The sequence below is a fragment of the Sphingomonas tabacisoli genome, from assembly GCF_042678385.1.
GTDB classification, from domain to species: Bacteria; Pseudomonadota; Alphaproteobacteria; order Sphingomonadales; family Sphingomonadaceae; genus Sphingomonas_B; species Sphingomonas_B tabacisoli.
Genome location: NZ_JBHUDY010000001.1, coordinates 1,529,886 through 1,552,141, shown reverse-complemented (window position 1 = coordinate 1,552,141; position 22,256 = coordinate 1,529,886). Strand labels below are relative to the sequence as shown.

At 66.2% G+C, this 22,256-nt stretch carries 23 protein-coding genes, 1 tRNA gene and 1 riboswitch; of the genes, 10 read left to right on the top strand and 14 right to left on the bottom strand.

Annotation, left to right across the window (positions count from 1 at the left end; translation table 11 throughout):
- Positions 1-143: 143 nt before the first annotated feature.
- Positions 144-219: transfer RNA gene (locus ACFSCW_RS08170), tRNA-Lys, on the bottom strand.
- 129 nt (positions 220-348) lie between these two features.
- Between ACFSCW_RS08170 and ACFSCW_RS08165 the strand changes: the two genes are divergently transcribed.
- Positions 349-1,935 (top strand): long-chain fatty acid--CoA ligase, encoded by a 1,587-nt coding sequence (locus ACFSCW_RS08165; RefSeq protein ID WP_380888352.1) that lies wholly within the window; start codon positions 349-351, stop codon positions 1,933-1,935.
- Between the two features lie 28 nt (positions 1,936-1,963).
- Positions 1,964-2,998, top strand: a complete 1,035-nt coding sequence (locus ACFSCW_RS08160; protein WP_380888351.1) for a DUF3667 domain-containing protein — start codon at positions 1,964-1,966, stop codon at positions 2,996-2,998.
- Positions 2,999-3,049: 51 nt separating this feature from the next.
- Here ACFSCW_RS08160 and ACFSCW_RS08155 read toward each other — a convergent pair whose 3' ends face one another.
- Positions 3,050-3,448 carry an Ohr family peroxiredoxin gene (locus ACFSCW_RS08155; RefSeq protein WP_380888350.1) on the bottom strand — a complete coding sequence of 133 codons (399 nt, stop codon included), beginning with the start codon at positions 3,446-3,448 and terminating at the stop codon, positions 3,050-3,052.
- A 136-nt stretch (positions 3,449-3,584) separates the two neighbouring features.
- Here ACFSCW_RS08155 and ACFSCW_RS08150 point away from each other — a divergent pair, with 136 nt between their 5' ends.
- Positions 3,585-4,052 carry a MarR family winged helix-turn-helix transcriptional regulator gene (locus ACFSCW_RS08150; protein ID WP_380888349.1) on the top strand — a complete coding sequence of 156 codons (468 nt, stop codon included), beginning with the start codon at positions 3,585-3,587 and terminating at the stop codon, positions 4,050-4,052.
- Positions 4,053-4,514: 462 nt separating this feature from the next.
- On the opposite strand, the gene ACFSCW_RS08145 is transcribed toward ACFSCW_RS08150, so the two are convergent.
- Together ACFSCW_RS08145 and ACFSCW_RS08140 are read right to left on the bottom strand one after the other, a co-directional pair.
- Complete coding sequence (locus ACFSCW_RS08145; RefSeq protein ID WP_380888348.1) at positions 4,515-5,588, bottom strand: PA0069 family radical SAM protein; 1,074 nt, start codon at positions 5,586-5,588, stop codon at positions 4,515-4,517.
- Between the two features lie 54 nt (positions 5,589-5,642).
- Positions 5,643-5,921: a hypothetical protein gene (locus ACFSCW_RS08140; RefSeq protein WP_380888347.1), complete on the bottom strand. Its 279-nt coding sequence runs from the start codon at positions 5,919-5,921 to the stop codon at positions 5,643-5,645.
- Positions 5,922-5,944: 23 nt separating this feature from the next.
- On the opposite strand from ACFSCW_RS08140, the gene ACFSCW_RS08135 reads away from it, so the two are divergent.
- From ACFSCW_RS08135 to ACFSCW_RS08115, 5 genes are all read left to right on the top strand, one after another.
- A complete protein-coding gene (locus tag ACFSCW_RS08135; protein WP_380888346.1) occupies positions 5,945-6,145 on the top strand; it encodes a DUF6496 domain-containing protein in 201 nt (66 codons plus the stop codon).
- A 43-nt stretch (positions 6,146-6,188) separates the two neighbouring features.
- Positions 6,189-6,381, top strand: a riboswitch (cobalamin riboswitch).
- An 81-nt stretch (positions 6,382-6,462) separates the two neighbouring features.
- Positions 6,463-8,310: a TonB-dependent receptor plug domain-containing protein gene (locus ACFSCW_RS08130; protein ID WP_380888345.1), complete on the top strand. Its 1,848-nt coding sequence runs from the start codon at positions 6,463-6,465 to the stop codon at positions 8,308-8,310.
- Positions 8,307-9,146 carry an ABC transporter substrate-binding protein gene (locus tag ACFSCW_RS08125; RefSeq protein ID WP_380888344.1) on the top strand — a complete coding sequence of 280 codons (840 nt, stop codon included), beginning with the start codon at positions 8,307-8,309 and terminating at the stop codon, positions 9,144-9,146. Before ACFSCW_RS08130 ends, ACFSCW_RS08125 begins: the two co-directional genes overlap by 4 nt.
- On the top strand, positions 9,143-10,117 hold the full coding sequence (locus tag ACFSCW_RS08120; RefSeq protein WP_380888343.1) for a FecCD family ABC transporter permease: 975 nt from the start codon (positions 9,143-9,145) through the stop codon (positions 10,115-10,117). Before ACFSCW_RS08125 ends, ACFSCW_RS08120 begins: the two co-directional genes overlap by 4 nt.
- Complete coding sequence (locus ACFSCW_RS08115; protein WP_380888342.1) at positions 10,108-10,872, top strand: ABC transporter ATP-binding protein; 765 nt, start codon at positions 10,108-10,110, stop codon at positions 10,870-10,872. The genes ACFSCW_RS08120 and ACFSCW_RS08115 overlap by 10 nt, the downstream gene beginning before the upstream one ends.
- Before the next feature lie 46 nt (positions 10,873-10,918).
- On the opposite strand, the gene ACFSCW_RS08110 is transcribed toward ACFSCW_RS08115, so the two are convergent.
- The 4 genes from ACFSCW_RS08110 to ACFSCW_RS08095 form a co-directional block, all read right to left on the bottom strand.
- Complete coding sequence (locus tag ACFSCW_RS08110) at positions 10,919-11,986, bottom strand: DNA-directed RNA polymerase subunit alpha (protein WP_380888341.1); 1,068 nt, start codon at positions 11,984-11,986, stop codon at positions 10,919-10,921.
- A gap of 92 nt (positions 11,987-12,078) precedes the next feature.
- Positions 12,079-12,468 (bottom strand): 30S ribosomal protein S11, encoded by a 390-nt coding sequence (rpsK, locus tag ACFSCW_RS08105; protein ID WP_066583941.1) that lies wholly within the window; start codon positions 12,466-12,468, stop codon positions 12,079-12,081.
- Between the two features lie 102 nt (positions 12,469-12,570).
- Positions 12,571-12,939 carry a 30S ribosomal protein S13 gene (gene rpsM, locus ACFSCW_RS08100; protein ID WP_380888340.1) on the bottom strand — a complete coding sequence of 123 codons (369 nt, stop codon included), beginning with the start codon at positions 12,937-12,939 and terminating at the stop codon, positions 12,571-12,573.
- A gap of 179 nt (positions 12,940-13,118) precedes the next feature.
- Positions 13,119-13,721, bottom strand: a complete 603-nt coding sequence (locus ACFSCW_RS08095) for an NADPH-dependent FMN reductase (RefSeq protein WP_380888339.1) — start codon at positions 13,719-13,721, stop codon at positions 13,119-13,121.
- A 25-nt stretch (positions 13,722-13,746) separates the two neighbouring features.
- Here ACFSCW_RS08095 and ACFSCW_RS08090 point away from each other — a divergent pair, with 25 nt between their 5' ends.
- A complete protein-coding gene (locus ACFSCW_RS08090) occupies positions 13,747-14,589 on the top strand; it encodes an HpcH/HpaI aldolase/citrate lyase family protein (protein ID WP_380888338.1) in 843 nt (280 codons plus the stop codon).
- A 153-nt stretch (positions 14,590-14,742) separates the two neighbouring features.
- On the opposite strand, the gene ACFSCW_RS08085 is transcribed toward ACFSCW_RS08090, so the two are convergent.
- The 4 genes from ACFSCW_RS08085 to ACFSCW_RS08070 all read right to left on the bottom strand — a co-directional run bounded on the left by ACFSCW_RS08085 (position 14,743) and on the right by ACFSCW_RS08070 (position 19,994).
- A complete protein-coding gene (locus ACFSCW_RS08085; RefSeq protein ID WP_380888337.1) occupies positions 14,743-16,602 on the bottom strand; it encodes an acetyl/propionyl/methylcrotonyl-CoA carboxylase subunit alpha in 1,860 nt (619 codons plus the stop codon).
- Complete coding sequence (locus tag ACFSCW_RS08080; RefSeq protein WP_380890056.1) at positions 16,602-17,039, bottom strand: endonuclease domain-containing protein; 438 nt, start codon at positions 17,037-17,039, stop codon at positions 16,602-16,604. Before ACFSCW_RS08080 ends, ACFSCW_RS08085 begins: the two co-directional genes overlap by 1 nt.
- Before the next feature lie 53 nt (positions 17,040-17,092).
- Positions 17,093-18,697 carry a carboxyl transferase domain-containing protein gene (locus ACFSCW_RS08075; protein WP_380888336.1) on the bottom strand — a complete coding sequence of 535 codons (1,605 nt, stop codon included), beginning with the start codon at positions 18,695-18,697 and terminating at the stop codon, positions 17,093-17,095.
- 133 nt (positions 18,698-18,830) lie between these two features.
- Positions 18,831-19,994 (bottom strand): isovaleryl-CoA dehydrogenase, encoded by a 1,164-nt coding sequence (locus tag ACFSCW_RS08070; RefSeq protein ID WP_380888335.1) that lies wholly within the window; start codon positions 19,992-19,994, stop codon positions 18,831-18,833.
- Between the two features lie 110 nt (positions 19,995-20,104).
- On the opposite strand from ACFSCW_RS08070, the gene ACFSCW_RS08065 reads away from it, so the two are divergent.
- Positions 20,105-20,968, top strand: a complete 864-nt coding sequence (locus tag ACFSCW_RS08065) for a LysR family transcriptional regulator (protein ID WP_380888334.1) — start codon at positions 20,105-20,107, stop codon at positions 20,966-20,968.
- On the opposite strand, the gene ACFSCW_RS08060 is transcribed toward ACFSCW_RS08065, so the two are convergent.
- Positions 20,949-21,791 carry an HpcH/HpaI aldolase/citrate lyase family protein gene (locus ACFSCW_RS08060; protein WP_380888333.1) on the bottom strand — a complete coding sequence of 281 codons (843 nt, stop codon included), beginning with the start codon at positions 21,789-21,791 and terminating at the stop codon, positions 20,949-20,951. The two genes, ACFSCW_RS08065 and ACFSCW_RS08060, sit on opposite strands and share 20 nt — an antisense overlap.
- Complete coding sequence (locus ACFSCW_RS08055; protein WP_380888332.1) at positions 21,788-22,252, bottom strand: MaoC family dehydratase; 465 nt, start codon at positions 22,250-22,252, stop codon at positions 21,788-21,790. The genes ACFSCW_RS08060 and ACFSCW_RS08055 overlap by 4 nt, the downstream gene beginning before the upstream one ends.
- Positions 22,253-22,256: the final 4 nt, after the last annotated feature.

Sequence of the window (22,256 nt, the reverse complement as noted above, 5' to 3'; positions counted from 1 at the left end):
CCAAGTCGGCTCTCCACCCATCTCGAACATCGGCGTCCCGCTGCCGGCCGTGCGCTTCGGCCTTGTGCCTTCAGCATCAAACGAGGCCCTGCGCCGGCCGCATCGCTCGTCGGCCAAGCCATTCCATTCCGGGGGAAAGAAAGTGGTGGACGCACTAGGGCTCGAACCTAGGACCCGCTGATTAAGAGTCAGCTGCTCTACCAACTGAGCTATGCGTCCACGAGAGCGCGGCAGATGGTCGATCGCATCCGCCTCGTCAAGAGGCGCGCCCGCTAGCATTCGAATCACCGGCTTGCAAGCGCCGTGCGCGCCCGACACTATGCGGCCCAAGAAAATACGGAGAGAGCGATGCTGGGCGGGATGCAGGACCATAAGCTGCGCGTGATGCAGCTTCTCGATCATGCCGCGCGCGAGCACGGCGGGCAGGAGATCGTCACGCACTGGGCCGACGGGACCGAGACGCGCACCAATTGGGCAGGCATCGCGCGCGACGCGCGCCGGCTCGCCCAGGCGCTGAAGGCCTGGGGCGTTGGGCCGGGCGACCGGATCGCGACGCTTGCCATGAACCATGCGCGGCACCTGGTCGCTTGGTATGGCGCGATCGGCGTGGGCTGCGTGATCCACACCATCAATCCGCGCCTGTTCGACGAGCAGCTCGTCTATATCGTCAACCACGCCGAAGATCGGGTGCTGTTCTACGACACCATGTTCCAGCCGCTGATCGACCGGCTGAAGCCCCAGCTGACCAGCGTCGAGCATTATGTCGCCTTCGACGGCCCCGAATGGGACGCACTGCTGGACGCGCAGGACGGCAACTATGCTTGGCATGACGGCGACGAGCGCGATCCGTGCATGCTCTGCTATACCAGCGGCACGACCGGGAATCCCAAGGGCGTGCTCTACGAGCATCGCTCGACCATGCTGCACGCGATGACCGAGGTGTCGCCATCGGTGTTCAACCTATCGCCGCAATCGGTGTGCCTGCCCATCGTGCCGATGTTCCACGCCGCGTCTTGGGGGCTGCCGTTCGCCGGCGCCGCTGCGGGGGTGAAGTTCGTCTATGCGGCGACCAACGACGCCAAGGTGCTCTGCCGCCTGATGAATCAGGAGAAGGTCACGCACTCGGCCGGCGTGCCGACGGTGTGGCTCGCCATGTTCCAGCATATGGACGAGACCGGCGACACGCCCGCGCATCTGAAACAGGTCACCATCGGCGGATCGGCGGCGCCGCGCGCGATGATCGAGCGGCTGATGAAGATGGGCGTCCGCGTCGGCCATGCCTGGGGTATGACCGAGACCTCGCCGATCGGAACGATGGGCGCGCCGCCCGCCAATTGGGACGATCTCTCGTTTGACGAGCAGGTAGACCTGGTCTGCAAGCAGGGCCGCGTGCCGTTCGGCGTCGAACTTCGCATCGTCGACGACGAAGGCCGCGTCCAGCCCCGCGACGGCCAGAGCTCCGGCCGCCTCCAGATTCGCGGCCCCTGGGTCATCAAGCGCTATTTCAAGGCCGAAGCCGACTGCGCCTGCGAGGAGCAATGGTTCGACACCGGCGACGTCGCCGTGCTTCACCCCGACGGCACGATGCAGATCACCGACCGCTCCAAGGATGTGATCAAGTCGGGCGGCGAGTGGATCAGCTCGGTCGAGCTGGAGAACGCCGCCGTCGGCTGCCCGGGCGTCGCCGAGGCCGCCGCGATCGGCGTCTATCACCCGAAATGGGACGAACGCCCGCTGCTGCTGGTCGTGCGGAAGCCCGGAGCAGACGTCACGGCGTCGGACGTCATCGGGCACCTTGCCGACAAGGTCGCCAAGTGGTGGCTTCCCGACGAGGTCCTGTTCGTAGGCTCCCTCCCCCACACCGCCACCGGCAAGCTGCTGAAGACGGCGCTGCGCGACCAATATCGGGATTACCGCCTGAAAACGGCTGCGTGAGGCCGCCGCGGTTGCTATCACGCGCGCCATGACGGGGATCAGCGAAGTAGGCGACATTGTCACCGGCGGCATGCTGGCGACGGCAGTCGAACCGGCGCACGGGCGGCATAGCGACCAGACGCATGGCGGCGACTGCCTCAATTGCGGCGCGCCGCTTACCGGTGCCTATTGCGCTGAATGCGGCCAGTCCGCGCACGTCCACCGCACATTGCGCGCGATCTGGCACGAGCTGATGCACGGCGTGCTGCATTTCGACGGCAAGATCTGGCGCACCCTGCCCGAGCTGGCGCTCCGCCCCGGCATCCTCACCCGCCGCTACATCGCCGGCGAGCGCGCCAAGTTCGTCTCGCCGCTCGCCTTGTTCCTGTTCAGCGCGCTCTTGATGTACGCGGTCTATTCGCTGTTCGGCCATCATGAGAGCCAGTCCGACGCGCGGGCCAGCGCGCAGTCGCTCCAGCATCAGGTCGAACGGCTCGACGACCGCATCGCCGACACCGAAAGCGAGCTGCGCGCGCCGGACCTCAGCGCCGCCCGCAAAACGAAGCTCAGCCAACGCCTCGCGCAAGCGAAGAACGACCGCGCCGCGCTCGCCGCCGCCGGCGCCATCGCCGCCGATGTCGGCAAGGCCACGCCGGAGGCGGCGCGCGGCCGCTCACTGATGGACCAGATGCAGACCAACCGCGAATTCGTCGCCTATCGGCTGAAGGCGAACGCGTACAAATTCTCCTGGGTGCTGATCCTGATCAGCACGCCGCTGGTCTGGCTGCTGTTCGCCTGGCGCCGCGACTATGGCCTTTACGACCACGCGACTTTCGTCACCTATTCGATCGCGTTCATGTCGCTGCTGTTCTCGCTGTGGATCGCGGGATCGGCGCTCGGCGCGTCCGGCGTGCTGCTGGTCATGCTGATGGGTTATGCGCTGTGGCACATGTATGCGCAGATGCGCGACGCCTATCGACTGTCGCGCGCCGCCGCGCTGGTGCGCCTGCCGCTGCTCTACGGCATCGCCGCGGTCTCGGCCGGGTCCTTCTACGGCCTGCTGACCGCGATGAACGCCGGATAGCCCACTGCCCTCTCCCCGGAGTTCGGAGAGAGGGCGTTCCGTCGGGCGGGATCAGATCAGATTGACCTCGACCTCCACGTTGCCGCGGGTCGCTTTCGAATAGGGGCAGATTTCGTGCGCCGCCTCGACCAGTTCCTGGGCAACCGCGCGGTCGATGCCGGGGATGCTCACGTCCAGCTTCGCGGCGAGGAAGAAGTTCGCGCCGCCGGCATGGTTCAGGTCGATCTGCGCATCGACGGACGGAGTTTCGGGCAGCTTGATCTTGCGCTGCTGGGCGGCAACGCCGATCGCGCCCATGAAGCAGGCCGACCAGGCGACGCCGAACAGGTTCTCGGCCGCTGGGTGCGCTTCGGGCAGCGTGAAGTCGATGAAGCCGTCTGCGCTCCGCGCCGCGCCGTTGCTGCCGCCGACAGTGTGGGTCTTGCCGGTGAAGAGAGTCTTGTAGGCCATGATGTCATTCCTTCCTATCTATATCGTGCCCGATTACATCGGACGCGATCTATCTAGGTGCCAAGTTTCGAGCTTCAAGCCCTTCCGATCTTATCGCATACGATTTATATTACAGGAGACGGAAAAAATCCGGAGCATGACTATGCCCCCTGCCAAGCGCGAACGGCCCACCCCGCCGCTGTCAAAATTCCTGTGCTTCGCCGTCTATTCGGCGAACCTCGCGTTCGGCCGCGCCTATAAGCCGCTGCTCGACGAGCTCGGCCTCACTTACACCCAATATATCGCCTTGGTGGCGCTGGGCGAGCAGGACGACCAGACCGTCGGCGCGCTGGGCGAAAAGATGTTCCTGGAATCGAACACGCTCACCCCGATCCTGAAAAAGCTGGAATCCTCCGACCTCATCACTCGCCGCCGCGACCCGGCCGACGAACGCCAGGTCCGCGTCACGCTGACGCCCGCCGGCCGCCGCGTGCTGGACAAGGACATCGGCGCGACCCTCGTCGAAGCCACCGGCCTCGGCGACGATTTCGAGGAGGTGCAGCAAAGCGTCACCCGCCTGCGCGACAACCTGCTACGCGGACAGGGCCAAGTCGAAAGGGTCTGATCGAATGCCCGCTTTGGGTGGGAAGCAGTCGTTCAGTCTCGTCGATCGAACAGCCTAAGCGACACCCAAATGCATCCGACTGCCGCTGCGAGGAGAAGCGGCGTCAACAGTAGGATCGTTCGTTGGCCGCCGACGCTTTCGTCATAAAGCGCGTGAGATAGCTGCGGGATCATCGTCGCGGAAAGGATGGCAAGCCCACCGCCCAGCCCCAGAAAGAACGCACCGAATATCCGCGATACTGCTCTCATATGGCAGCAACTAGCGCCCTGCCTGACGTCCGCAAAGGGTCGAAAGCGGACATTGCGAAATTAGCTCTCTTCTTCTTCGTCTCCCCGGCCTTGAGCCGGGTCCCGCTTCTTCCCTCTTGCTAATGGACAGACGGGGCCGCGCTTATCGAAGGTAGAGAAAGCGGGACCCCGGCTCAGGGCCGGGGTGACGGTACAGACGCAAGCGGCCGAACTCTCACAACAGCCGCATCTGCGCGCCTTCGGGCGGCCGGAACAGGTCCGTCCTGAGTTCCCACCGCTCGTTGTTCAGCCCCAGCTTTCTGCACGTCTTGTGGAAGCGCGTGCGCAGCAGGTCGGCCCAGGGACCCTGCCCCTGCATGCGGGTGTAGAAATTCGGATCGTTGTCGCGGCCGCCGCGGATCGAGTGGATGATGGACATCACCTTGCCGGCGCGATTGGGAAAATGCTCCTCCAGCCAGGCCTTGAACAGGGGCGCCACCTCATAGGGAAGCCGCACGGGCAGGAAAAAGGCCGCCCGCGCCCCCGCCTCGGCCGCGCGTTCCAGGATATGCTCCATCTCATGGTCGGTGACGGCGGGGATCACCGGCGCCAGTGACACGAACGTTGGGATTCCAGCCTCGGACAGCTTCTTCACGGCGGCCAGCCTTCGCTCCGGATGCGGCGCGCGCGGCTCCAGCGTGCGCGCGATCTTCGGATCGAGCGAGGTGATCGACAGCGCCACCGCAGTGAGGCCCTTTGCCGCCATCGGCCCGAGCAGGTCGATGTCCCGGGTCACCCGATCGGACTTCGTCGTGATCGAAAACGGATGATCGCATTCGCTCAGCACTTCGACGATGGCACGCGTGATCCGCCATTTCGCCTCGATCGGCTGATAGGGATCGGTGTTCGTGCCCATAGCGATCGGGCGTGGCGAATAGCCCGGCTTCATCAGCTCCGCGCGCAGCAGCGCCGGCGCGTCGGGCTTGGCGAACAGCCGGCTTTCGAAGTCCAGACCCGGCGACAGGTCGTGAAACGCATGCGTCGGCCGCGCAAAGCAATAGATGCACCCATGCTCGCACCCTCGATAGGCGTTGATCGAGCGGTCGAACGGCACGTCGGGCGAGGCGTTCTTGTTGATGATCGTCTTGGGGTGCTCGACCGTCACCGTAGTGCGTAACGGCGGCGGCTCGTCATCCACCTGCGCGCGCGCGTCCAGCCAGTCCCCGTCCGCCTCCCGCTCGGGCAGATTGAAGCGCCCGCTCTCCCGATTGAGCGTCGCGCCGCGCGCAGGACGGAGACTCGGGTTCATTCGTGAAGATTAGAACAAATGAAGAACATTCTCAAGCCCCTCAGAGGAGGGGAATCAATTCCACCGCCCTACCGCCTCCGCCGCCCCCAGCACCTCAGCATCCCCCACCCCTGTCCGCGCCTCGACCGTCGCGCGGCTGTGGTTCAGCGCCGATCCGCCCGTCGCCTGCGCGCGGGGCCGAACCAGCCGGACCACGTCCGCGCCCATATCCGCCAGGATCATCGCGACGAGCGGCACCGGCCCGATCGCTTCCATCTCGACGATCGACCCACCGACCAGCGGCCCCTCTCCCCTCATAATCGTCCCTGTGGAACTTCGCTTCGGCTCCGCCATTCCCGCTTCGAGGAGGATCGGCAATGGCAAGGGAAACCAAGGCGCAGCAGGCCAAGGTCGAACGCGTGATGCACGAGTTCAAGGAAGGCGATCTGAAAAGCAGCTCCGGCAAGAAAGTGACGAGCCGCAAGCAGGCGGTGGCGATCGGCCTCTCCGAAGCCGGCGCGTCCAACAAGCAGTCGCCGGCGCAGAAAAAGAAGGCCGCGAGCAAGAAGCGCTCCTGATGCCTTCCGCACGACGCTCTTGCCGTCATTACGGACGCGGCCTAAACGCACGCCTGTGACGGGTTCCCCGAGAGGGGATTTGAAAGGGAACGCGGTTTAACGCCGCGGCTGCCCCCGCAACTGTAGCCGGCGAGCCGGCGCGCCACTGTGCCACTGAAGCCATTAGGGCTTTGGGAAGGCGGCGCGTCCGGCCCTGACCCGGGAGCCAGGAGACCTGCCTGTCGCCGCTGTTCTCTGGCCGGGCGGGGTGCACCGGGCGGACGAAGGGCTCCCTTCGCATGAACGGCATCAACCGTTGTGCGAAAGGACGACTACAAATGCCTCTTATTCTTGCTCTTCTTGCCGCGGCTCCGACGGACGAAATCGTCGTGACGGCAACCCGCGCGCCGCAATCGGCGGCCGAGATCGGTCAGGCGGTGACCGTGCTGAACCGCGATCTGATCGAACAGCGCCAGACGGTGATCGTCTCCGACCTGCTCGCCCAGACGCCGGGCGTCACCGGCACCCGCAACGGAGGCGTCGGCGGCTTCACCGGCCTGCGCATCCGCGGCGCCGAGGCCGAGCAGACGCTGGTGCTGATCGACGGCGTCAAGTTGAACGACCCCTCCTCGCCCGGCGGCGGCTTCGATTTTGCGAACCTGCTCGCAGACAATATCGAGCGTATCGAAGTGTTGCGCGGGCCGAACTCGGTGCCGTGGGGCAGCCAGGCGATCGGCGGCGTGGTCAACATCGTCACTGCGCGGCCCACTTCGGACCCGACGCTCGTCGCGCGCGCGGAAGGCGGTTCGTTCGGAACAGCCGAGACGGTCGCGAACGGCAGCTTCACGGCCGGCCCGGTCGCGGCGTCGCTCGGCGGCGGCTATTTCCGCACCGACGGCATTTCGGCCGCGGCGGTCGGCACCGAGCGCGACGGCTATGAGCGCTATGCTGCGAACGGCCGCGTCGAAATCTCGCTGACCGACGATATCGCGATCGACCTGCGCGGCTATTACGATCACGGCCGCACCGATCTCGACGGCTTCCCCGCGCCCAATTTCACTTTCGCTGACACGCCCGAATTTTCGAAAATCCGCGAACTGTTCGGCTATGCCGGCATTCGCGCGACTTTCGGCGCGCTGTCCAATCGCGCAGCCTTTACGATCGGCGACGTCCACCGGGACAATTTCGATCCGACGTTCGGCGACGCGCCGAGCTTCGTGGCGAAAGGACGCGTGCAGCGATTCGAATATCAGGGGGATCTGAAGGCGACCGACTGGGCGCGGATCGTTTTCGGCGCCGAAAGCGAACGGTCGCGCTTCAACGATGGCTTCTCCACTTTCCGCACCGGCATCGACAGCGGCTGGGGCGAGCTGATCGTGAAGTCGTTCGCGCGGCTCACGCTGACCGGCGGGGTGCGTTACGACGATCATCGCGATTTCGGCGGCCATACCAGCTTCGGCGGCAACGCGGCGCTGGACCTGGGCCGCACCATCGTGCGCGCGAGCTATGCGGAAGGGTTCAAGGCCCCGACGCTGTTCCAGCTCCGCTCCGACTTCGGCAATCCCGCACTGAAGCCGGAGACTGCCCGCAGCTTCGATTTGGGCGCCGAGCAGCGGCTGATCGGCGACGTCTTCACTGCGTCCGCGACCTATTTCCATCGTCGCACGCGCAACCAGATCGACTTCACGCCGTGCCGCGCCGACATCGCGATTTGTGCGGGCGGCGCCCGGCCGTTCGGCACCTACGACAATATCGCGCGAGCGCGGGCCAGCGGCGTCGAAGCCGCGCTCGGCATCAAGCCGACGCAGACGCTGACCTTTGCCGTCGCCTACACCTATGTCGATGCCGAGAACCGCACGCCGGGCAGCGCCGATTTCGGCAAGACCCTGCTGCGGCGCCCAAAGAGCAGCCTTGCGCTTAACGCCGATTGGCAGACGCCGGTCGGGCTTTCGCTGGGAGGCACGTTGCGCCAGGTCTCCGACAGCATCGACCGCAACGATTTCGGTCAGCGGGTGCGGCTGGACGGCTATGCGCTTGCCGACCTGCGCGCGAGCTATCCGGTTTCGGACCGGTTCGAGCTGTACGGGCGAGTCGAGAATCTGTTCGACGAGAAGTATCAGACGGTGCTCGGCTATGGCACGCAGGGCCGAGCGGCCTATGCTGGGCTGAGGTTCCGGTATCAATGAGGCTGTGGGTGGCGGGGCTGGCACTATGCGCACTTGCCTGCGGATGCGCCGGCCCGGCCCCCGTCCGGCGATCCGATCGGATCGTCTCCACCAATCCCTGTCTCGACGCGATCTTGGTCGAGCTCGTGCCGCCGGAACGGATCGCGGCGATCAGCGCCTATTCGCAAGACCCGCGCTCCACCTCGATGCCGCTTGATCTCGCCCGACGCCTGCCGGCGACAAGCGGAACGGCTGAGGAGGTGATCGCGCTGAAGCCGGGGCTAGTGTTGGCGAGCAGCTTCACCGCCCCGGCGACACTGGCGGCCTATCGCCGGCTCGGCTTGCCCGTCGCGAGCTTTGGCATCGTTTCCAGCGTCGAGGAAAACCGGGCGCAGATTCGAGCCATCGCAAAGGCGGTCGGCGCACCGGAGCGTGGCGAGGCATTGGTCGGCCGGATCGACCACGCCGTGGCCGACGCCGCCCCGCCCGACGCAACGCAGCCATCGGCTTTGCTGTGGCTCGGCGGCAGCAATCTGGTGAACGGCCGCGGCACGCTGATCGACGACATGCTGGGCCGGGCCGGTTTCCGTAACGCCAGCGCAGACTATGGCGTGCGCCAGACCGGCGTGCTGCCGCTCGAATATGTCGTCGCGCACCCGCCGCGCGTCGTGCTGACGCCCGAACGGGGTGCGGGCGAGGAAGGGCGCCGCGTTGCGCTGCGCGTCCGCGCGCTGGCAGCCTCGAAGGCAAAGGTTACAATTGGCCGTTTTCCGGAACGGCTTTTCTATTGCGGCGGGCCCGCGATCGTCCCGGCCATGCAGCGGCTGGCGGCGATCCGGCGGCAGGTGGCGTCATGAGGCGCGCATCTGTGCTTATCGGCCTGATGGTGCTGGTTGCGATCGGCTTTGCGCTGTCGCTTGCCGCGGGGAAGGTCTGGGTGCCGCTCTCCGCCTGCAGCAGCGGCGACCCGCGCTGGTGGATCATCGTCGAACTGCGACTGCCGCGCGCCATCCTCGGCCTCGCAATCGGCGCGGTGCTCGGCCTGTCGGGGGCAGTGTTGCAAGGGTATCTGCGCAATCCGCTCGCCGACCCGGCGCTGATCGGCGTCTCGTCGAGCGCGGGGCTCGGCGCAGTGATCGCGATCCTGCTGGGCCTGGGCGGAGCGCCACTGATCCTGTTCGGCAGCGCGATGGCGGGTGCGGCGGCATCAGTGCTGCTGCTGGCGCTTCTGGTCGGGCGATCGGGAAGCGCGCTGGCCTTCATCCTTGCAGGCACCGTGCTGCAGAGCCTTGCCGGGTCTCTCACCGCCTTCTTGATCAGCATCGCGCCCAACCCGTTTGCGATGAACGAAGTGATGAACTGGATGATGGGCGCGCTGACCGACCGCAGCCTGGACGACGCTATGCGCTCCCTTCCCTTCATGGCGGTCGGCTGCGCGGTGCTGGCGACCACTGGCCGCTCGCTCGACCTGCTGAGCCTCGGCGAGGAAACGGCGCGGAGCCTGGGCGTCCGCGCGGGGCGACTGCAGGCGGCGATCGCGCTGGGCACTGGCCTCGCGGTCGGCAGCGCCGTCGCGGTGTCCGGTGTGGTGGGCTTCGTTGGACTGATCGTGCCGCATCTCGTGCGCCCGCTGGTCGGGCAGCGCCCCTCGGACGTGCTGCTTCCGTCCTCGCTCGGCGGCGCGGCGCTGGTGCTATTCGCGGATAGCCTGGTCCGCCTGGCGCCGGGCGCCGAGGAAATACGGCTCGGGATCGCTATGGCCGTGCTCGGCACGCCGTTCTTCTTCGCGCTGCTGCTGCGGTTCCGGAGGCACCACGCATGGGCCTGACCATCGACGATCTGACAGTGCGGCTCGGCAAGCGAAAGGTTCTGGACGGGGTGAGCGCCGAACTGAGGTCGGGGCGTGTCACCGCCCTTCTCGGTCCCAACGGGGCAGGCAAGTCGAGCCTGCTCCGCGCCATTCTGGCGCTCATCCCGGCGGACGGCGGCTGCGCGACGCTGGATGGAACAGACATCACAGAGCTGGATCCGCGCATTCGCGCCCGCCGGCTTGGCTATCTGCCGCAATCGGCCGAGCTTGCGTGGAACATCCCGGCCCGTTCCGTCGTGGAACTCGGCCGGGCGCCGCACCGCTCGCCTTTTTCCGGCATGACGGCAGCCGATCATGACGCCGTCGAGCTGGCAATGGCGCTGACCGACACGACCACCTTTGCCGACCGCCTGACCGGCGAACTTTCGGGCGGCGAACGGGCGCGGGTGCTGCTCGCCCGGGTGCTGGCCGGCGAGCCCGACTGGCTGCTGGCGGACGAGCCGCTCTCCAGCCTCGATCCGGCGCATCAGGTCGACATGCTTGAGCGGCTGCACGGATTTGCCCAAGGCGGGCGCGGCGTCATCGTCGTGCTGCATGATCTCGGCCACGCCGCCCGCATCGCGGACGATGTGCTGTTGCTGAAGGAAGGCCGTCTCCTTGCCGCCGGCGCCGCCGAGACGGTTCTTCAGCCGGAGCTGCTGGAACAGGCTTATGGCATCGGCTTTGAGCGTGTCGGGTCTTCCCTGATCCCGCGCGGGCGACACGCCCAATAAAAAGGCCGCCCGAAGGCGGCCTTTCCATAATCCGGTATCCTGGGCCTCAGCCCATAATATCCTGTTCGAGCTTCTTGGCCATTTCCTCGATATTCTCGGGCGGCCAGCCGGGGATTTCCATGCCCAGACGGAGGCCCATCGAGCTGAGGACTTCCTTGATCTCGTTGAGGCTCTTGCGGCCGAAGTTCGGCGTGCGGAGCATCTCGGCTTCGGTCTTCTGAACGAGATCGCCGATATAGATGATGTTGTCGTTCTTCAGGCAGTTGGCGCTGCGCACCGACAGCTCCAGCTCGTCCACCTTCTTGAGCAGGTAGCGGTTGAGCTGGTTCGAGTCGGTCTCCGCCTCGGCCGGCGCCAACGCGCCCACGCCGATCATGGCGCCCGGCTGCGCGACCGGCATGCCCTCGTCGAAATGGACGAAGAGCTGGAGCTGGTCCTGCAGGATGCGCGCGGCATAGGCGAGCGCATCGTCGGGCGTGATCGTGCCGTCGGTTTCGACGGTGATCGTCAGCTTGTCATAGTCCAGTTCCTGGCCGACGCGGGTGTTTTCCACCTTGTACGCGACCTGGCGGACCGGGGAGAACAGAGCGTCGACCGGGATCAAGCCGATTGGCGCATCGGCCGGGCGGTTGTTCGCCGCCGGCACATAGCCCTTCCCGGCTTCGGCGGTCAGCTCCATGTTGAGCGTCGCGCCTTCATCGAGGTGGCAAATGACCAGATCGGGGTTCATCACCTCGATGTCGCCGGACACGTTGATCATGCCCGCGGTAACTTCAGCCGGGCCGGTCGCCGAGAGCTGAAGACGCTTGGAGCCTTCGCCCTGCATGCGCAGTGCGATCTGCTTCACGTTCAGCACAATGTCGGTCACGTCCTCGCGAACGCCCGCCAGCGACGAGAATTCATGAAGCACGTTCTCGATCTTGATCGAGGTCACCGCCGCACCTTGCAGCGACGACAGCAGCACGCGCCGCAGCGCGTTGCCGAGCGTCAGGCCGAAGCCCCGCTCCAGCGGTTCGGCGACGAAAGTACCCTTGCGGCGGGTATCGCCGCCGGGGCGCTTTTCGAGCGCGGTGGGTTTCTTGAGTTCCTGCCAGTTCTTTGCGTTGACAGCCACTGTGTTCCCCTCGGGGTAAGGGCGAAGAGGTGCACGCTCTTCGCCGGAAAAAGCGGCGCAGGCGAAAGCGTTTCGCCCGCGCAAAAGTTCAATCAGACGCGGCGGCGCTTCGAAGGACGAACGCCGTTGTGCGGGATCGAGGTCACGTCGCGGATCGACGTGATCTGGAAACCGACCGCCTGGAGCGCACGAAGCGCGCTCTCGCGGCCCGAACCCGGACCCTTCACTTCGACCTCGAGCGTGCGGACGCCGTGTTCTGCAGCCTTGCGGCCCGCGTCTTCGGCGGCGACCTGGGCGGCATAGGGCGTCGACTTGCGGCTGCCCTTGAAGCCCATCATGCCGGCCGACGACCAGGAAATCGCGTTCCCCTGCGCGTCGGTGATGGTGATCATCGTGTTGTTGAAGCTGGCGTTCACATGCGCGACGCCGGCGGTGATGTTCTTGCGTTCGCGGCGGCGAAGGCGCTGCGGTTCACGTGCCATTGTTTAGACTTCCTGACCTTATCTCTTCAAAAGGCCGGTGCGGCGGATGCCGCCATCCGGCGGAGAAGTAAGGAAAACAGTCCCCCGGACTGTTTTCTGATCTTACTTCTTCTTACCGGCGATCGGCTTGGCCTTGCCCTTGCGGGTGCGGGCGTTGGTGTGGGTGCGCTGGCCGCGAACGGGAAGTCCCTTGCGGTGGCGCAGGCCGCGATAGCAAGCGAGGTCCATCAGACGCTTGATGTTCATCGCGGTCTGGCGGCGAAGATCGCCCTCGACCGTCAGGTCGGCGTCGATCGCCTCGCGGATCTGCAGCACTTCCTGATCGCTCAGGTCCTGCACCCGACGCTCCGGCGCGATGCCGAGCTGGGCGGTCAGCTTCTTGGCCGTGGTGGGCCCGATGCCGTGGATATAGGTCAGCGCGATCTCGACGCGCTTGTTGGTGGGGATGTTCACCCCCGCGATACGTGCCATGCTCAGTCTTTCTCCTGCTCCACAGGCCGGCTGGCGACCGGCCTATCTCAGCGCTTGGTTACCGAAACGCACAACACCGGCGTGCGAACAGATCGCCGCCGGAGACAATGAGTGTCGGAAGACGCGCGATCTAGGGAGAGCACGACGGCCTGTCAAGCGCCGTCAGGGCTGCAGCGCGGTCATTCCTCGACCGGCCCCGTGTGCAAGATCGCGGGGGCCGAATTGCGCAACCGGGCGAACTCGACGACCTGCTTGCCGACCAATTCGAGCTGGCCACGCGCGGCATCGTCCGAGCATTCGCCGCCTTTGAACATGCCCGAGACGCTGCGGATCGCGGCGCCCAGCGGCGTCGGCCATCCGCGCAGCGCATGGACGATCGATCGCATCGTCGCCAGCGTCGAGCCGGTCGCCTGCCAGCCATAGGCGGTGACGATCAGCCCCACCGGCAGCCCGTCGAGATAGACGCGATCGTCCTTTGAGGTCTCCTCGACATAGTCGATCGCGTTTTTGACCAGACCGGAGATCGACCCGTGATAACCCGGGCTGGCGAACATGAGACCGTGCGCGCCGCGCACCGCCGCCACGAGCTTGCGCCCCTCTTCCGACTGTTCGACCGCGCCCGTTCCATAATGCGGAAGCGCCGCGAGGAACGCGCCGTCGAACAAAGTGACCTGCGCGCCTTCTGCCTCAGCGGCGCGCAACGCGATCTGCAGGGCCTGCTCGGTCGACGACCCAGGCGACGTCGTGCCGCCGATTCCGACAATGGACAGCTTTTCAGGCATGCATTCTCCCCGCTAAGGCTCCCCGATGCCAAAGCATATCCGTCCGCGCCGGTCGATGCTCTATGTGCCCGGCGACAAGCCGCGCGCGATCGAAAAGGCGCGCACCCTGCCCTGCGACGCCATATTGTTCGACCTGGAGGATGCGGTCGCGCCTGAAGCGAAGGAGATCGCGCGGCAGACTGTCGCCGACGCGGTGCGGGCCGGGGGCTATGGGCATCGGGAGCTGATCCTGCGGGTTAGCGCGGCGGACTGCGCCGAGGACTATGCGCTTGCCGAGGCGTTGCCGCTCGACGGTATCTTGATACCCAAAGTTGAGAAAGTGGAAGTCGTGGAGCGTGCAGCGCGCGCCACGCGGCATCCGATCTGGTGCATGATCGAGACGCCGCTGGGCGTGCTGCGGGCTGCCGAGATTGCCGCCGCGAGCGACCGGCTCGCGGGGTTCGTCGCCGGGACGAACGATCTGACCAAGGAACTCCGCGCGCGCCATACACCCGACCGCACGCCGCTGCTGACCAGCCTGTCGCTGATGCTGCTGGCGGCGCGTGCGCACGGGCTGGCGGCGATCGACGGGGTGCATCTGGGACTGGACGACCCGGAGGGATTCGAAGCGGCGTGCCGGCAGGGCGTCGAACTGGGCTTCGACGGCAAGACGGTGGTGCATCCGAGCACGATCGACACGGCCAACCGCATCTTCTCGCCTGCGCCCGAGGAAGTCGCCAAGGCCCGCGCGATCGTCGCAGCCTGGGGCGAGGCGCGCGCCCAGGGCAAGGGCGTCGCGCGGATCGGCGGCGCGATGGTCGAGCAGCTGCACGTCGACGAGGCGGAGCGGATGATTGCGCTGGCCGAAGCGATCGGGAGTCGGGACTGATCCCATACGGTGCGGCATGGCAGACCGGCGGGGGTGTAGGACAGCGATTTTCGTTCCTAGCCCTCGTCATGCCGGACTTGATCCGGCATCCCGCTTCTACCTCTTTCGAATAGGAAGCGGGACCCCGGCTCAAGGCCGGGGTGACGGTAGAAGCTATTCCGGGCTCGCCTCCACCCGCACCAGCAGCGTACCTTCGCTCACCTGAGCGCCGGCTGCGGCGTTCAGTTCCGCGACCGTGCCGTCGAAGGGTGCGGTGAGCGTGTGCTCCATCTTCATCGCCTCGAGCGTGACCAGTTTCTGCCCCTTGGCGACCGCCTGCCCTGCCGCGACCTCCACCGCGATGATGCGGCCGGGCATGGGCGAGATGATCGCGCCGTCGCCGGCGATCCCGGCCGCGGCTCCGGTGGCGCGATAAGGCTGGACCAGCCAGGTCTGGCCATCCTCGCTGAGCAGGATCGGCTCGGGCTCGGCGTGGTCATCGAGCGCGAGCGATTGATCCGCCGCGTCGTCCGGTAGTTCGACCGCGACCAACTCGTCATTGACCGCGAGCAGCACCTTGCGCTGCGGTGGGGCGTTCAGGCGGAAGCCGGCGAGCGATTGCTCGGCGAACGCGGCGGCGGCATCGGCCAGGGCTTCGTCGGACGGCAGAGCGGCCGGGATCAGCGCCTCGCCTTCGCGCGCGATCAGGCCGGTATCGACCGTGCCGGCGGCAAAGTCGGGATGTTCGAGCGCGCGCACCAGGAAGCCGGCGTTGCTGCGCACCGGCCAGACAATGCTTTCATCGAGCGCCTCGGCGAGCGCCAGCCGGGCGTCATCGCGGGTGGGCCCATGCGCGATCAGCTTGGCGATCATTGGGTCGTAGAAGGGCGAGACCTCGGCGCCTTCCTGCACGCCGGTGTCGATGCGAACGCCCTCGCCCAGCATGAACGCTTCGAGCTTTCCGATCGATGGCAGGAAGCCCTTGGCGGGGTCTTCGGCATAAAGCCGTGCCTCCATCGCCCAGCCGTTGATGCTCAGTTCGTCCTGCGTCTTCGGCAGCTTTTCGCCCGAGGCGACGCGGAGCTGCCATTCGACGAGGTCCTGGCCGGTGATCTCCTCCGTCACCGGATGTTCGACCTGCAGCCGCGTGTTCATTTCCATGAACCAGATGCGGTCGGCGCGCAGGCCTTCCGAGGCATCGGCGATGAACTCGATCGTGCCGGCGCCTTCGTAATCGACGGCTTTGGCGGCTTTCACGGCGGCGCCGCACACGGCTTCGCGCGTCGCCTGGTCCATGCCCGGCGCCGGCGCTTCCTCGATCACTTTCTGGTGGCGGCGCTGGAGCGAGCAGTCGCGTTCGAAAAGGTGGACGATGTGGCCGTGGCTGTCGCCAAACACCTGCACTTCGATGTGGCGCGGCGAGAGGATGTATTTCTCGATCAGCACTTGGGTGTTGCCGAACGACGAAGCGGCCTCGCGCTGGCACGAGACGAGCGCGTCGGCGAAGTCCTGCGGCGCATCGACCCGCCGCATGCCCTTGCCGCCGCCGCCCGCGACCGCCTTGATCAACACCGGATAGCCGATCGCGTCCGCCTCGGCCTTGAGCCGATCGGGCGACTGGTCCTCGCCCAGATAGCCCGGCGTGGTCGGCACGCCCGCTTCCTGCATCAGCTTCTTGGCGGCGTCCTTCAGCCCCATCGCACGGATGCTATGCGGCTTCGGCCCGACCCAGATCAGGCCGGCATCGATCACGGCCTGAGCGAAGTCGGCATTCTCGGAGAGGAAGCCGTAACCGGGGTGGATTGCCTCGGCGCCGGTCGCCGTGGCGGCAGCAATGATCTTGTCGCCGACCAGATAGGATTCACGCGCCGGCGACGGCCCGATATGCACGGCCTCGTCGGCGTCGCGCACATGCAGCGCTTTGGCGTCGGCGTCAGAATAGACCGCGACTGTGCGAATGCCGAGCCGCCGCGCGGTACGGATGATCCGGCACGCAATCTCGCCGCGATTGGCGATGAGGAGGGATTTCAGCATCAGAAATCCTCCCCGGCACGGGGAGGGGGACCATCGCGAAGCGATGGTGGAGGGGGCCCGCGCTCGGCGCAAGCCGCGACGACGCCCATGATGCAACCTTCCATGTTCTTCAGCACCTCGACGGCAGGTATTCGAATGATGGCGAATCCGTGTTCAGTTACAAATCGATCGCGCACATCATCGCGTCGAGCCTGGTCGCCGCGATCGTGAGCTTCGCCATCAACCTCGATCGTTAGCCGCACTGAGAGACAGGTGAAGTCGAGAGTATAAGGATCGAGCGCAAACTGCTTGCGCCATTTGTAATCGCCTGGACGCTTCCGCAGCTCGATCCAGAGAAGCACTTCCGGCAGGCTCATCTCCTTACGAAGCCGACGCGCGCGCTTCACTTGCCTGATCGGTTGACGGAGGATGCTTGGGCCCCCTCCACCACCGGGCATAGCCCGGCGGTCCCCCTCCCCGTGCCGGGGAGGATTGGGCGCACCGTCCATCATCACATCCGGAACACGCCGAACGCCGGGCGTTCGGGAATCGGGGCGTTGAGGGTCGCAGCGAACGCTAGGCCGAGAACGTCCCGCGTCTGGGCGGGGTCGATCACGCCGTCGTCCCAGAGGCGGGCGGTGGCGTGGTAGGGGTTGCCTTCGTCTTCGTAGCGCTGGCGGATCGGGGCCTTGAAGGCTTCGGCTTCTTCCGGCGTCCATTTGTCGGCGTCGCGGTGGACGGTGGCGAGCACACTCGCCGCCTGTTCGCCGCCCATCACGCTGATGCGGGCGTTGGGCCAGGTAAACAGGAAGCGCGGCGAATAGGCGCGGCCGCACATGCCGTAATTGCCGGCGCCGAAGCTGCCGCCGATCAGCACGGTGATTTTGGGCATGGTCGCGGTGGCGACGGCGGTGACCAGCTTTGCGCCATGTTTCGCAATGCCTTCCGCCTCATATTTGCCGCCCACCATGAAGCCCGAGATGTTCTGGAGGAACAGCAAGGGAATGCGGCGCTGGCAGGCGAGCTCGATGAAATGCGCGCCCTTCTGCGCGCTTTCGGAGAACAGAATGCCGTTATTGGCGAGGATCGCGACGGGCATTCCCCAGATGTGGGCGAAGCCGCAGACAAGCGTCGAGCCGTAGAGCGATTTGAACTCGTGGAACTCGGAGCCGTCGACGATGCGGGCGATGATTTCGTGGACGTCGTAAGGCGCGCGGACGTCCTCCGGGATGACGCCGTAGAGTTCGTCGGGGTCGTATTTGGGAGGGCGTGGCTCGCGTGTCTCGACTTCGCCGGGTAAGAACGGACTGCCAAGGTGGCTGACAATATCCCTGACGATCGTCAGCGCATGTTCGTCATTCTCGGCGACATGGTCGACGACGCCGGACTTGCGCCCGTGCAGGTCGCCGCCGCCCAAATCCTCGGCCGAGATGACTTCGCCGGTTGCGGCCTTCACCAGCGGCGGGCCGGCGAGGAAGATGGTGCCCTGGTTGCGGACGATCACCGTCTCGTCCGACATGGCGGGGACATAGGCGCCGCCCGCGGTGCAGCTTCCCATGACGCAGGCGACCTGGGGGATGCCCTTCGCGCTCATGTTCGCCTGATTGAAGAAGATGCGGCCGAAATGGTCGCGGTCGGGGAAGACCTCGGCCTGGTGCGGCAGGTTCGCGCCGCCCGAATCGACCAGATAGACGCACGGCAGGCGGTTCTGCTCGGCGATCTCCTGCGCGCGGAGATGCTTCTTGACCGTCATCGGATAATAGGTGCCGCCTTTGACCGTCGCGTCGTTGCAGACGATCATCACCTGACGGCCCGAGACGCGGCCGATGCCGGCGATCATGCCGGCGCCGGGCACCTCGCCATGATACATGTCGCAAGCCGCAAGCTGACCGATCTCGAGGAACGGCGAGCCGGGATCCAGGAGGCGCTCGACGCGGTCGCGGGGAAGCAGCTTGCCGCGCTCGGTATGCTTCGCCCGCGCCTTTTCATTGCCGCCGAGCGCGGCAGTGGCAACGCGGGCGCGCAGGTCGTCGGCCAGCGCGCGGTTGTGCGCGGCGCGGGCGCGGACCTGCTCGGAGTCGGGCTGGATCGCGGTGGAGAGAATGGGTGCGGACATCAAAAATCCTCCCCGGCACGGGGAGGGGGACCGCGACGCGTAGCGGCGTGGTGGAGGGGGACCCGGGCTCGGACGAGGCGACGGGCCCCCTCCACCATGCTTCGCATGGTCCCCCTCCCCGTTCCGGGGAGGATCAAGATGCACCTCCGATCAGCTCTCTGCCGATCAGCATGCGGCGCACCTCATTGGTCCCCGCGCCGATGTCGAGCAGCTTGGCGTCGCGGGCATAGCGCTCCACCGGCCAGTCCTTGGTATAGCCGGCGCCGCCCAGCGCCTGGATCGCCTCCAGCGACACGCGCACGGCGTTTTCGGACGCATAGAGGATCGCGCCCGCTGCATCGAAGCGCGTCGTGTGGCCGGCGTCGCAGGACTTAGCCACCGCATAGACATAGGCCCGCGCCGATTGCAGCGCGACGTACATGTCCGCCACCTTGGCCTGCATGAGCTGAAAGGTGCCGATCGGCTTGCCGAACTGCTTGCGCTCGCGGACATAGGGAATGACCACGTCAAGGCAGGCCTGCATGATGCCGAGCTGGACGCCAGACAGCACAGCGCGCTCGTAATCAAGGCCCGACATCAGCACGCCGACGCCGCCGTTCAGCGGCCCCATGATATTCTCTTCGGACACTTCGCAGTCGTTGAAGACCAATTCGGCCGTGGGCGAGCCGCGCATGCCCATCTTGTCGATTTTCTGACCGATCGAGAAGCCGGGCATGTCCTTCTCGATCAGGAACGCGGTGATGCCGCGGCTCCCCTCGCCAGTCTTCGCATAGACGACGAGCGTGTCGGCATAGGCGGCGTTGGTGATCCAGAATTTGGTGCCGTTCAGCACGTATCCGCCCTGCACCGCGTCCGCTCGCAGCTTCATGCCGACCACGTCGGAGCCAGCGCCGGCCTCGGACATGGCCAAGGACCCGACATGCTCGCCGGAAATGAGCTTCGGCAGATACTTCGCCTTTTGCTCCTCATTCGCCCAGCGGCGGACCTGGTTGACGCACAGGTTCGAATGCGCGCCATAGCTGAGCCCGATCGAGGCGGACGCGCGGCTGACTTCCTCGACCGCGATCACATGCTCCAGATAGCCGAGGCCCAGCCCCCCATCGGCCTCGTCGACGGTGATGCCGTGCAGGCCGAGCTCGCCCATTTCGGGCCACAGCTCTTTCGGGAACCAGTCCTCGGCGTCGATCTTCGCGGCAAGCGGCGCGATCCGCTCATCGGCAAAGCGCCGCGTGGTGTCGCGGATCATCTCGGCATGCTCGCCAAGCTGGAAATCGAAATCGGGCGTGGCTGTGCTCATCGTTTCCGCATTGTCCGTTCTACGCCGGAGCGTCTCCTGCCCCCCCCTTTAGCGCAACCACGGCCCACAGGAAATTTGAATGAACAACAGGCATATCATAGACTGTGTCTATGATAGACCGCTATCTGCTGCGTTATTTCCTTGCCGTCATCGACGAAGGCAATTTCTCGCGGGCGGCCGCGCGGTGCAACGTGTCGCAGCCGACGCTCTCCATCGGGATCGCCAAGCTGGAAGGGCTGATCGGCCGCAAGCTGTTCGACCGCACCAATCGTCGCGTCGCGCTGACCGCTGCCGGGGCCGAGCTGGCGGCGCGAGCGCGCCGGATCGAGTCCGAATTTCTTGCTGCCGAACGGGAGACGACGGCCACGGCTGCACGTCCGCTGATCCGCGTCGGTTTGCTCGCATCGATCCCCGTCCAGTGGCTGCGAGACATGGCCCGCGAATGCGCGCTTTGCGCCGCGACCGAGCAGGTCGAGTTCTTCGAAGGGCGCGAGCGGGAGTTGAGCGAGGCGCTCCTGCGCGGGCGTATCGACGCCGCGCTCACGCTAATCCGCTCCGGCGAGCGCCGGTTCGACAGCGAGGCCCTTGTCGAGGAGGGCTATGCGCTCGCCTTGTCCGCCGAACATCCGCTGGCAGCGCGCGAAGAGATCGCGGCCGAAGACCTCGTCGCCGAAACCATGATCGTCCGCCGGCATTGCGAAGCGCTTCCCGCCACCAGCCGGTATTTCACGAGCCGCGGCGTGCGGCCCTTTTTCGCGCTGCGCACCTTCGACGACAGCCGCGCCCTGGCGCTCGTCCAGGGGGGACTTGGCATCACCGTGATGCCGGACAGTTTCAACGCGCCCGGTGTCGTTCGGCCAAGGCTTGCGGGCTTCGATCAGCGCCGAACCATCGGCCTTTGCTATGCGGCCGGGCTGGATCAGCAGCGCCGGAGAGAGTCGCCCGTTCTGGCCGTCATGCGTCGCCTGGGCTGACGGCGCTATCGAGGATGCGCCTGGCCTGTTTCAAATGCGGCGCGTCGATCATCTTGCCGTCGAGCTGCAATGCTCCGGCGTTCGGGTTCGCTTCGAACGCCGCCACGATGGCACGCGCATGCGCGATCTGATCTGGCGACGGCGTGAAGGCGGCGTTGATCACCGGCACCTGGGCGGGGTGGATCGCCATCATGCCCGTGAAGCCGTCGCGCGCGGCGGTCTCGGCGACGCGCTGCAGGCCGTCCAGGTCCTTGATGTTGGGATAGACAGTCTCGATCGGGTTCACGCCCGCCGCCGAGGCGCCGAACAGAGTGAGCGTGCGCGCCATTTGGTAAGGCGGCAGATAGGCGCCGCTTTCGTCGCGCGAGGCCGACGCGCCGATGGCGGCCGGCAGGTCTTCCGCGCCCCAGGTGAGGCCGATCAGATGCTTGGCGACCTCGGCATATTCGCCGAGCCTGAACACGGCGGCCGGCGTCTCGGTCGCGATCGGCAGGATGGGGAGGCCAGCGCGATTCGCGAGCTCGCGGACCGAGTTCGCACCTTCGGCTTTCGGCAGCATCAGCCCGTCGGGTCGGCTCTGCACCACGCCAGCCAGATCGTCGGCGACGAAATCGCTGTCGAGCGGGTTGATCCGCACGAACAGTTTGCAGGCCCGCTCCGCCGATCCGAGAAAGTCGGCGATCGCAAGGCGCGCGGCGGCTTTGTTCGCGGGGGCGACCGAATCCTCCAGGTCGAGGATCAGCGCATCGGCGCCCAGCCCCAGCGCTTTCTCCATGCGCTCGGGCCGGTCGCCAGGCACGAACAGCAGCGAACGCAATCTCATTTTTGCGGCTTGGGATTGCGGCGCTTGATCAGCGCCGTGCGCAGCGCCCGGCAGACAAGCTGATTGCGCTGGTTGTACATCGTGTGCTCGAAGGTCACGATGCCGGCTGCCGGGCGCGACAGGCTCTCGCGCAGCTCCAGAACTTCGGACTCCCCGCGCAGCGTGTCGCCAATGAACACCGGCGCCGGCATCGTCACCTTGTCGTAGCCCAGATTGGCGACGAGCGTGCCGAGCGTCGTGTCGCCGACCGACACGCCCACCATCAGCGCGAAAGTGAAAGTGCCGTTGACGAGGATCTGTCCGAACTCGCTAGCCCGCGCCGCCTCGAGGTCGAGATGCAGCGGCTGCGGATTGTGGGTGAGCGTCGAGATCAGCAAATTGTCGGTGACGGTGACGGTCCTGCGGATCTCATGCTCGATCCGGTCGCCGACCACCCAGTCTTCGAAAAATCGTCCAGCCATGACG

What these genes read in the sequence shown, in the direction of transcription:
- ACFSCW_RS08065 (WP_380888334.1), top strand. Translation starts at nt 20,105, where the DNA reads ATGATAGACCGCTATCTGCTGCGTTATTTCCTTGCCGTCATCGACGAA.
- ACFSCW_RS08135 (WP_380888346.1), top strand. Translation starts at nt 5,945, where the DNA reads ATGGCAAGGGAAACCAAGGCGCAGCAGGCCAAGGTCGAACGCGTGATG.
- ACFSCW_RS08165 (WP_380888352.1), top strand. Translation starts at nt 349, where the DNA reads ATGCTGGGCGGGATGCAGGACCATAAGCTGCGCGTGATGCAGCTTCTC.
- ACFSCW_RS08120 (WP_380888343.1), top strand. Translation starts at nt 9,143, where the DNA reads ATGAGGCGCGCATCTGTGCTTATCGGCCTGATGGTGCTGGTTGCGATC.
- ACFSCW_RS08070 (WP_380888335.1), bottom strand. Translation starts at nt 19,994, where the DNA reads ATGAGCACAGCCACGCCCGATTTCGATTTCCAGCTTGGCGAGCATGCC.
- ACFSCW_RS08055 (WP_380888332.1), bottom strand. Translation starts at nt 22,252, where the DNA reads ATGGCTGGACGATTTTTCGAAGACTGGGTGGTCGGCGACCGGATCGAG.
- rpsK (WP_066583941.1), bottom strand. Translation starts at nt 12,468, where the DNA reads ATGGCACGTGAACCGCAGCGCCTTCGCCGCCGCGAACGCAAGAACATC.
- ACFSCW_RS08090 (WP_380888338.1), top strand. Translation starts at nt 13,747, where the DNA reads ATGCCAAAGCATATCCGTCCGCGCCGGTCGATGCTCTATGTGCCCGGC.
- ACFSCW_RS08130 (WP_380888345.1), top strand. Translation starts at nt 6,463, where the DNA reads ATGCCTCTTATTCTTGCTCTTCTTGCCGCGGCTCCGACGGACGAAATC.
- ACFSCW_RS08075 (WP_380888336.1), bottom strand. Translation starts at nt 18,697, where the DNA reads ATGTCCGCACCCATTCTCTCCACCGCGATCCAGCCCGACTCCGAGCAG.
- ACFSCW_RS08060 (WP_380888333.1), bottom strand. Translation starts at nt 21,791, where the DNA reads ATGAGATTGCGTTCGCTGCTGTTCGTGCCTGGCGACCGGCCCGAGCGC.
- ACFSCW_RS08145 (WP_380888348.1), bottom strand. Translation starts at nt 5,588, where the DNA reads ATGAACCCGAGTCTCCGTCCTGCGCGCGGCGCGACGCTCAATCGGGAG.
- ACFSCW_RS08150 (WP_380888349.1), top strand. Translation starts at nt 3,585, where the DNA reads ATGACTATGCCCCCTGCCAAGCGCGAACGGCCCACCCCGCCGCTGTCA.
- ACFSCW_RS08140 (WP_380888347.1), bottom strand. Translation starts at nt 5,921, where the DNA reads ATGGCGGAGCCGAAGCGAAGTTCCACAGGGACGATTATGAGGGGAGAG.
- ACFSCW_RS08085 (WP_380888337.1), bottom strand. Translation starts at nt 16,602, where the DNA reads ATGCTGAAATCCCTCCTCATCGCCAATCGCGGCGAGATTGCGTGCCGG.
- rpsM (WP_380888340.1), bottom strand. Translation starts at nt 12,939, where the DNA reads ATGGCACGTATCGCGGGGGTGAACATCCCCACCAACAAGCGCGTCGAG.
- ACFSCW_RS08095 (WP_380888339.1), bottom strand. Translation starts at nt 13,721, where the DNA reads ATGCCTGAAAAGCTGTCCATTGTCGGAATCGGCGGCACGACGTCGCCT.
- ACFSCW_RS08160 (WP_380888351.1), top strand. Translation starts at nt 1,964, where the DNA reads ATGACGGGGATCAGCGAAGTAGGCGACATTGTCACCGGCGGCATGCTG.
- ACFSCW_RS08080 (WP_380890056.1), bottom strand. Translation starts at nt 17,039, where the DNA reads ATGCCCGGTGGTGGAGGGGGCCCAAGCATCCTCCGTCAACCGATCAGG.
- ACFSCW_RS08115 (WP_380888342.1), top strand. Translation starts at nt 10,108, where the DNA reads ATGGGCCTGACCATCGACGATCTGACAGTGCGGCTCGGCAAGCGAAAG.
- ACFSCW_RS08155 (WP_380888350.1), bottom strand. Translation starts at nt 3,448, where the DNA reads ATGGCCTACAAGACTCTCTTCACCGGCAAGACCCACACTGTCGGCGGC.
- ACFSCW_RS08125 (WP_380888344.1), top strand. Translation starts at nt 8,307, where the DNA reads ATGAGGCTGTGGGTGGCGGGGCTGGCACTATGCGCACTTGCCTGCGGA.